The sequence below is a fragment of the Amycolatopsis nivea genome (genome assembly GCF_004522235.1).
GTDB classification, from domain to species: Bacteria; Actinomycetota; Actinomycetes; order Mycobacteriales; family Pseudonocardiaceae; genus Amycolatopsis; species Amycolatopsis nivea.
Window position 1 is genome coordinate 107345 of record NZ_SDLT01000033.1, and the last position, 7325, is coordinate 114669.

The 7325-nt window shown below is 69.4% G+C and carries 7 protein-coding genes; 2 read left to right on the plus strand and 5 right to left on the minus strand.

What is annotated here, in order from left to right; translation table 11 throughout:
- Window positions 1–26 precede the first annotated feature (26 nt).
- The gene (locus EIZ44_RS31915) at window positions 27–578 is read left to right on the plus strand and encodes a TetR/AcrR family transcriptional regulator (RefSeq protein WP_134732842.1); all 552 of its coding nucleotides are present in this window, start codon (window positions 27–29) and stop codon (window positions 576–578) included.
- Between the two features lie 190 nt (window positions 579–768).
- On the opposite strand, the gene EIZ44_RS31920 is transcribed toward EIZ44_RS31915, so the two are convergent.
- The 5 genes from EIZ44_RS31920 to EIZ44_RS31940 form a co-directional block, all read right to left on the minus strand.
- The gene (locus EIZ44_RS31920; protein ID WP_037818249.1) at window positions 769–1197 is read right to left on the minus strand and encodes an acyl-CoA thioesterase; all 429 of its coding nucleotides are present in this window, start codon (window positions 1195–1197) and stop codon (window positions 769–771) included.
- Between the two features lie 10 nt (window positions 1198–1207).
- Window positions 1208–4183, minus strand: coding sequence for a bifunctional [glutamine synthetase] adenylyltransferase/[glutamine synthetase]-adenylyl-L-tyrosine phosphorylase (locus EIZ44_RS31925; protein ID WP_037818248.1), 2976 nt, complete (start codon window positions 4181–4183; stop codon window positions 1208–1210).
- Window positions 4184–4213: 30 nt separating this feature from the next.
- On the minus strand, window positions 4214–5344 hold the full coding sequence (locus tag EIZ44_RS31930) for an inorganic phosphate transporter (protein WP_037818247.1): 1131 nt from the start codon (window positions 5342–5344) through the stop codon (window positions 4214–4216).
- A 94-nt stretch (window positions 5345–5438) separates the two neighbouring features.
- A complete protein-coding gene (locus EIZ44_RS31935; RefSeq protein ID WP_037818246.1) occupies window positions 5439–6188 on the minus strand; it encodes a type 1 glutamine amidotransferase in 750 nt (249 codons plus the stop codon).
- A complete protein-coding gene (locus EIZ44_RS31940) occupies window positions 6185–6601 on the minus strand; it encodes a rhodanese-like domain-containing protein (RefSeq protein ID WP_037818245.1) in 417 nt (138 codons plus the stop codon). The genes EIZ44_RS31935 and EIZ44_RS31940 overlap by 4 nt, the downstream gene beginning before the upstream one ends.
- A 124-nt stretch (window positions 6602–6725) precedes the next feature.
- Here EIZ44_RS31940 and EIZ44_RS31945 point away from each other — a divergent pair, with 124 nt between their 5' ends.
- Window positions 6726–7163 carry an Lrp/AsnC family transcriptional regulator gene (locus EIZ44_RS31945; RefSeq protein ID WP_037818244.1) on the plus strand — a complete coding sequence of 146 codons (438 nt, stop codon included), beginning with the start codon at window positions 6726–6728 and terminating at the stop codon, window positions 7161–7163.
- Window positions 7164–7325: the final 162 nt, after the last annotated feature.

A 7325-nucleotide genomic window follows, 5' to 3' on the forward strand; every position in this document is an offset into this window, starting at 1 on the left:
GCAAGCGAAGCACCCCGGGAGGCGCGATGCCGGTGAGCCCGCGGCGGGCGGACACCCGGCGCAACCACGAACGGATCCTCGCGGTCGCGGCGGAAACCGTGAGCCGGGCAGGAGAAGTGTCGTTCAACGCGGTCGCCAAGGAGGCGGGCGTCGGCGTCGGCACGGTGTACCGGCACTTCCCCACGCCGGAGTCGCTCGTGCTGGCCGTCTACGAACGCGAGGTGAACCAGCTCGTCGAGATCGTGCCCGAATTGCTCGCCGAGTATTCCCCCGATCAGGCGCTGCGCGTCTGGATCGTGGATCACCTGGCGCACTACATGATGACGAAACGCGGGCTGGCCAACGCGTTGCGCGCGTCGCAGAGCGAACTGCCGACGCAGGCGTACGCGCGGATGCTCGACGCGCTCGACACCCTGCGCAAGGCGAACGCGGAGGCGGGCACGATCCGCCCGGACCTGAAGACGGAAACCCTGATGCGCGGTCTCGGCGGGCTGTTTTTCCTTACCCCGGAAGGAGATTGGAAAGCCGAGACGGAAGGGGTGGTGGACCTGGTGTGGCACGGGATGCGGCTGGACTGACCCCGGCGTCAAGCCGCGGCGAGGGTTTCGACGACGGTCCTCGCGCTGGCTTTCGGGTATGCCGTCGGACCGTCACCACGAATTCCGGGGCATCGGCCTCGCGGTCGGCCGGATTCATGCCGATCAGGGCGGCGAGTCGCCCGAGCGCCGCTCCCACGCCAGCGGTCTCGAAAGTCTGGGCCAGGCGCGCTCACTCCGAAGTGGACAGCACCTTCAGGTCGACCCCGGCCCGCTCGAAATGCCCCCGCGGATCCGGCACCAGCTTGCGCTTCTCCAGATCCATCAACCCCAGCGTGCACTTGATCTCGGCCGACAGCGTCCCGTCCAGCTTGACGATGCGCGAGGTCATCCAGAACACCTTGCCGTCGCCGAACGAGGCGTCGCAGGTAACGTCCACCACGTCGCCGGCGCGCAGTTCCCGCCGGTAGACGATGTTCGATTCGAGCAGCACCGGCGCGAGATGCGATTCGTGCAGGGTGTTGCCGCCTGCCGCCTCGAAGACTTCCAGCCGCGAAACCTCGCCGTACGAGTGGTAGACGGCGTGGTTCAGGTGGCCCAGCGTGTCGAGTTCGTAGTGGCGCACCTTGATCCGGGTGCGGAACGGTTCGCGGTCGGTCACGAGGTCCAGGCTAGTTGTCGTAGAAGAGTTCCTCGACCACGGCGTGCGCGTGCCGCGTCACACGGCGGTAGGCGTCGAGGAACTCGCCGGGGTCGTCGTCCACCGAGTAGCCGAACACGCGCGCCACCGCGGCCAGGTCGCGGCCGGTGCCGGGCACCTCGTCCGCTGCCTTGCCGCGCACCAGCATCGTCGCGTTGCGCACGCGCGTGGCCAGCAGCCAGGCCTCGCGCAACGAGTCCACCGCCTCAGCCGACGCGAGGCCCGCTTCGGCCAAGGCGGTCAGCGCGTCGAGGGTCGACGTCGTCCGCAGGCCAGGCACCTCGTGCGCGTGCTGCAACTGCAGAAGCTGGACGGTCCACTCGACGTCGGCGAGACCGCCGCGGCCGAGTTTGGTGTGCCGGGTCGGGTCTGCGCCACGCGGGAGCCGTTCGGTCTCCACCCGCGCCTTGATCCGCCGGATCTCGCGCGCGTCCGTCGGGTCGAGCCCGCCTTCGGGATAACGCAACGGGTCGATCATCTCGATGAACCGCTGGCCGAGCTCCTCGTCCCCCGCGACGAACCGGGCCCGCAGCAACGCCTGCGATTCCCACACCTCGCCCCAGCGCTGGTAGTACGCGCGGTACGACTCCAGCGTCCGCACGAGCGGCCCGCTGCGTCCTTCGGGTCGGAGATCCGCGTCGACGACCAATGCCGGGTCCGCGCTCGGCGCGCCGAGGATCTTCCGCACCGTCTCCGCGACTGACGAAGCGAACCGCAGCGCTTCGGCGTCCGGAACCCCTTCCGCGGGTCCGCAGACGAAGAGGACGTCGGCGTCCGAGCCGTAGCCCAGTTCCGCCCCGCCGAGCCGGCCCATGCCGATGACCGCGATCGTCGCCGGAGTGCGCCCCAGCTCAGCCTGCCGTTGCCGGTAAGCCGCCGACAGCGCTCCCTGCAACACCGCGACCCACACGCTCGACAGCGCTTCGCAGACCGACGGAACATCCAGCAGTCCCAACAAATCCGCGCACGCGACGCGAAGCAACTCATGCCGACGCAGCGATCGAGCAGCGGTGACCGCCGCGCTCAGCCCCGGCTGACGGCGTACGGCGGCCCGAAGCGACGTCGCCACTTCGGCTGGCGTACGTCCGGTCAACCGAGCCGGATCTCCCAGCAGCTGCAGCACTTCCGGCGCGCGGACGAGCAGGTCCGGAACGAGGTGCGACGTGCCGAGCAGGAAAGCGAGCCGCTCGACGACAGTGCCTTCGTCACGCAGCACCCGCAGGTACCACGGCGTGTCCTGAAGCGCCTCGGACACCTTGCGATACGAGAGCAGCCCACCGTCCGGATCCGGCGTGTCAGCGAGGCAATCGAGCAACACCGGAAGCAGCGCCTGCTGAATCGCCGCGCGCCGCGACACCCCGGCGGTCAACGCCTTGATGTGCTGCAACGCCCCCTCCGGCGCGGCATAGCCGAGCGCGGCGAGCCGGCTGGCTGCCTGTTTCGTGGTGAGCCGCAACGCTTCCGTCGGCACATTCGCCACCGACTGCAGCAGCGGACGGTAGAAGACCTTCTCGTGCAGTCGCCGAATCCCCTGCGCGTGCCGGCGGAACTCGGCGAGCAACGCCTCGCCCTGGCTGCGTCCGCGCACCGGCCGAATCCCACAGGCACGGGCGAGAATTCGCAGCTCATCGGTGTCCGACGCGGCCGGGAACAGGTGCGTCCGCCGCAACCGGCGCAACTGCAGCCGGTGCTCGACGGTGCGCAGGAACTCGTACGACGAGCTCATCTCCGCCGCGTCCGCGCGGCCGACGTACCCGCCGTCGCCCAGCGCGGCCAATGCGTCCAAAGTGGACGATGAACGCAGCGCGGGATCGACCCGGCCGTGCACGAGCTGCAGCAGCTGCACGGCGAACTCGACGTCGCGCAGGCCGCCGCGGCCCAGCTTCAGCTCGCGTTCGAGATGCTCCGACGCGACGTGGTCCTCCACCCGCCGGCGCATCTGCTGGACCTCGGTCACGAAGTTCTCTCGGTCCGCGGCCGACCACACCATCGGCGCGACCATCTCCGCGTACTGGCGGCCCAGTTCGGCGTCGCCCGCCACCGGACGCGCCTTCAGCAAAGCCTGGAACTCCCAGGTCTTCGCCCACTTCTGGTAGTACGCGGTGTGCCCTTCGAGCGTGCGCACCAGGGCCCCGCTCTTGCCTTCCGGCCGCAACGCCGCGTCGACCTCGAAGCACGCGTTGCCGACCAGCCGCATCATCGTGCTGGCCAGCCGGGTCGCGACGCCGAGGTCGCCGGCCCCGACGAAGATGACGTCGACGTCGCTCACGTAGTTCAGCTCACGGCCGCCGGTCTTGCCCATCGCGATCACCGCGAGTGTGCCTTCGGCGGACGCACCGAGCTCCTGCTCGGCGACGACGAGCCCGGCCTGCAACGAAGCCTCGGCGAGAGTGGTCAGCTCGCTGGCCACGTCCCGGAACTCCGGATGTTCCAGCCCGGGTTCGACGAGGTGGCCGAGGTCAGCGGCGGCGATGCCGAGCAGCAGCCCGCGGTAACCGGCCCGCAGCTCGGATTCGGCGGCGGTCCCGGTGAGGTACGTCCCGTCGTCCTGGCGGACCCGCTCGAGCAGCCGCTCCGCGAACTTCGCCGGGTCGGTGCACCGGTTGTCCGCGAGACACCGCCATTCCCCCGGATTGGCGACGAGGAAATCCGCCAACGCGGTGGAGGTGCCGAGCACGCCCAGTAGCCGACCTCGGAACGTGCGGTTCTCGCGGAGCGTGCTGTCCAGTTCAGACCAGCCGGGTTCGTCGGCCTCGCGAATGCGGTCGAGCCCGGCCAGCGCGAGATCCGGATCCGCGGCGCGGGAGAGGGCGAGGAGGACGTCGGTGGCGCCGTCGGCGGGTCCGCCTTCGGTCCACCAGCCCGCGGCGCGCAGTTGACCGTCGGCCCGGGTGTCAGTGAAGCCGTACCTGGCCGCCGAAGCTGTGGTCCGCGCGCGCTCTGCCATCGCTCACACCGTAGCCGGACCCGGGGCGGTTCAGGCAGCCAGGCGGTCCGGTTCGGTGTCGACAGCGGAGGGTTCGGGGACCTGGAAGCTGTGTGCGGTGACGGGTTTACGCCGGGAAAGGAGGTAAATCCCGGCCGCGAAGAGAATCCCGGCGACGCCGACCGCGATCGTCCCGGCCTCGCCGAGCGAGGCGATCTTGCCCGCCGCCGCGCCGACGATGGCCGCCGCGGGCAGCGTGAACAGCCACGCGAGCACCATCCGGCCCGCCATCCGCCAACGCACCGGAGCCTCGCGACGGCCGACGCCGGAGCCGATGATGCCGCCCGAGCAGACGTGCGTGGTCGACAGCGGGAAACCGAGGTGCGAGGACAGCAGGATCACGACAGCGCTGCTGGTCTGCGCGGAAAAGCCCTGCGGGCCTTCGATGTCGGTGAGGCCCTTGCCGAGAGTGTGGGTGATGCGCCAGCCGCCGAGGTAGGTGCCGAGCGCGAGCGCGGACGCGGCGCTGATGATCACCCACACGGGCGGCGCGGACCCGGCGGGGAGACTGCCGGCCGCTACGAGGGTCAGGGTGATGACACCCATGGTTTTCTGCGCGTCGTTGGTGCCGTGCGCGAGCGAGACCAGCGACGCGGAGACGATCTGTCCGACCCGGAAACCCCGGCCGCCGCGCTTGCGCACCAGGAACCGGTAGACGAAGTACGTGACCGCGGCCGCCGCCACTCCCGCGATGATCGGCGACGCCGCGGCCGGGACGAGCACCTTGTCCACGATCTTGCCGAAATGGACGGAGTCCGCGCCCGCGGACACCCAGGTCGCGCCGATCAAGCCGCCGAACAGCGCGTGCGACGAACTCGACGGCAGGCCGACGTACCAGGTGAAGAGGTTCCAGACGATCGCCCCGATGAGCCCGCCGAACACGATGGCGGGCCCGATCCTCGTCTCGTCGACGAGACCGCTGGAAATCGTTTTCGCGACCTCGACCGACAGGAACGCGCCGGCCAGGTTCAGCACCGCGGAGATCGCGACGGCGACGCGGGGCCGGAGTGCTCCGGTGGCGATCGAGGTCGCCATCGCGTTCGCCGTGTCGTGGAAGCCGTTGGTGAAATCGAAAACCAGCGCCGTGCAGATCACGACGACAACGAGCAGCGAGGGGTCCACCCCGACCTCCGAACCCTACGGAAATACCTCTCGCAAGGTACCTGACCGTTTGGGTGAACCGTTAACTCGCCGTAAGTGATTCCGACGTCATCCGTTAAGCGAGCGGCAACTGGCGTTGACTTTCCGGAGCCGCCTCCAGCCGACCGGCGGCCAACTGGACGAACCGGTGCGCGAACGGACGCCACGTCTCGGCGATGTCCGCGTGCGCTGAGATCAGGCTCTCCTCCTCCAGCGCGCCCGGACGGGTGAGTTCCGCCATTTCCGGTGCCGCCTCGGCCCAGGCGCGGACGACGTCCGGCGTGGTCTCGATGTGGAACTGGACACCGTAGACACAACGGTTCATCCGGTACGCCTGGTGCGGGTACTTCGGAGTGGACGCGAGCAGCTCGGCGCTCTGCGGCAGGACGGTGATGACGTCGCCGTGGAATTGCAGGACGTCCGGGAGGAAGGGCATGTCCGCGAAGAGCGGATCGACCCACGCGGCGTCCTTCTTGGACACGAGCCCCGGCCCGACCTCGGGACCGGACTCGCCCTTCGCGACCTGCCCGCCGGTCGCGACGGCGAGCAGCTGCGAACCGAGACAGATCCCGAGCGTCGGCAAGGCATGCCCCGCCGCGGTGGCGAGCAGCTTCCGGACGTCGGCGAGCCAGGGGTGCTTCGCGTCGTCGAGCGCGCCCATGCCGCCGCCGAGACAGATCAACCCGTCGTACCCGTCGAGGCTCGAGGGCAACTCCTGCTCCGGCGGCAGCCGCACGTCGAGTTCCGCGCCGGCCTCGGTGAGCCACTCCCCGAGCGGGCCGATGGGGTCGCTGGCGTCGGGCTGGATGATGAGCAGACGAGTCACGGCGTCCAGGGTACGGGCTGTCCGGCCTCCGTCGGATAGCCGTGGGCGAGCCAGGTCGTGATGCCGCCGGAGAGCCGTTTCACCGTGAAGCCGAGCTGCGCGAGCCGGTACGCGCCCTGGGTGGCGGCGTTGCAGTAGATGCTCTCGCAGTAGCAGACGTAGACGAGGTTCCGGTCGAGGTCACGGGTGCTTTCCTCGGTCATTTCCCGGTACGGCAAGCAGATCGCGCCCGGCAGGTGAGCTTCGGCGTACGCGCCCGGGCTGCGGGTTTCGACGAGGGCGTAGCCGTCGGTGCGTCCGTCGGCGAGGTCCTGGGCAAGGTCGACCGGATCGACCTCGAAGGCGAGCTCACGCCCGAAGTACTCGACGGCGTTAGCGGCTTCGTGGGGAAGGGAGAGGATGCGCGGTTTCACACTGGTGATCCTCCCGTTCCGGTCCTGGTCCGGGACAGGGGAAGATCCAGGTGTTCCGCCGTCCTCACCAGGGTTTTCCGGGTCTGGACGGCAGTTGGCCTTGAGTTTCTGAGAGGGTGCCGCGATGGACCTGGACGACGTTGACCGGCACCTGCTGGAGCTGCTCCAGTCCGACGGCCGCCTGACGTTCTCGGAACTCGGCCGCCGGGTCTCGCTGTCCGCCCCCGCCGTGACGGAACGAGTGCGCCGGCTGGAACAGCGCGGGGTGATCATCGGCTACGCGGCACGCGTCGATCCGGAGAAACTGGGCCGCCCGATCCAGGCGATCGTCCGGGTTCGCGTCCGGAGCCTGGACGGCCCGCGCTTCCGCGAGACGATCCTTCCGCTACCGGAGATCACGGACGCCGATCACGTCACCGGAGACGAGTGCTGGCTGCTCCGCGTGCACTGCCGCACGACGGCCGAACTGGAGCGTTTTGTGGAACAGGCCCAGCGCTACGGCGAGACGACGACCTCGCTGGTGTTCTCGTCTCCCGTCCGAGGCCGCGGACTGCCGCTGTGACCCGGACATGACGAAGGCCCGGTTCCCCTGTTGGGGTTCCGGGCCTCGTACTTGTCCGTGAAAATGAGTCTGGGCCCCGGGAAAACCCTCTTCGGGTTCTCGACCGGGGCCCAGACTGTGTGGTTAAGTTCGGCGGTGTCCTACTCTCCCACAACCCTTCGG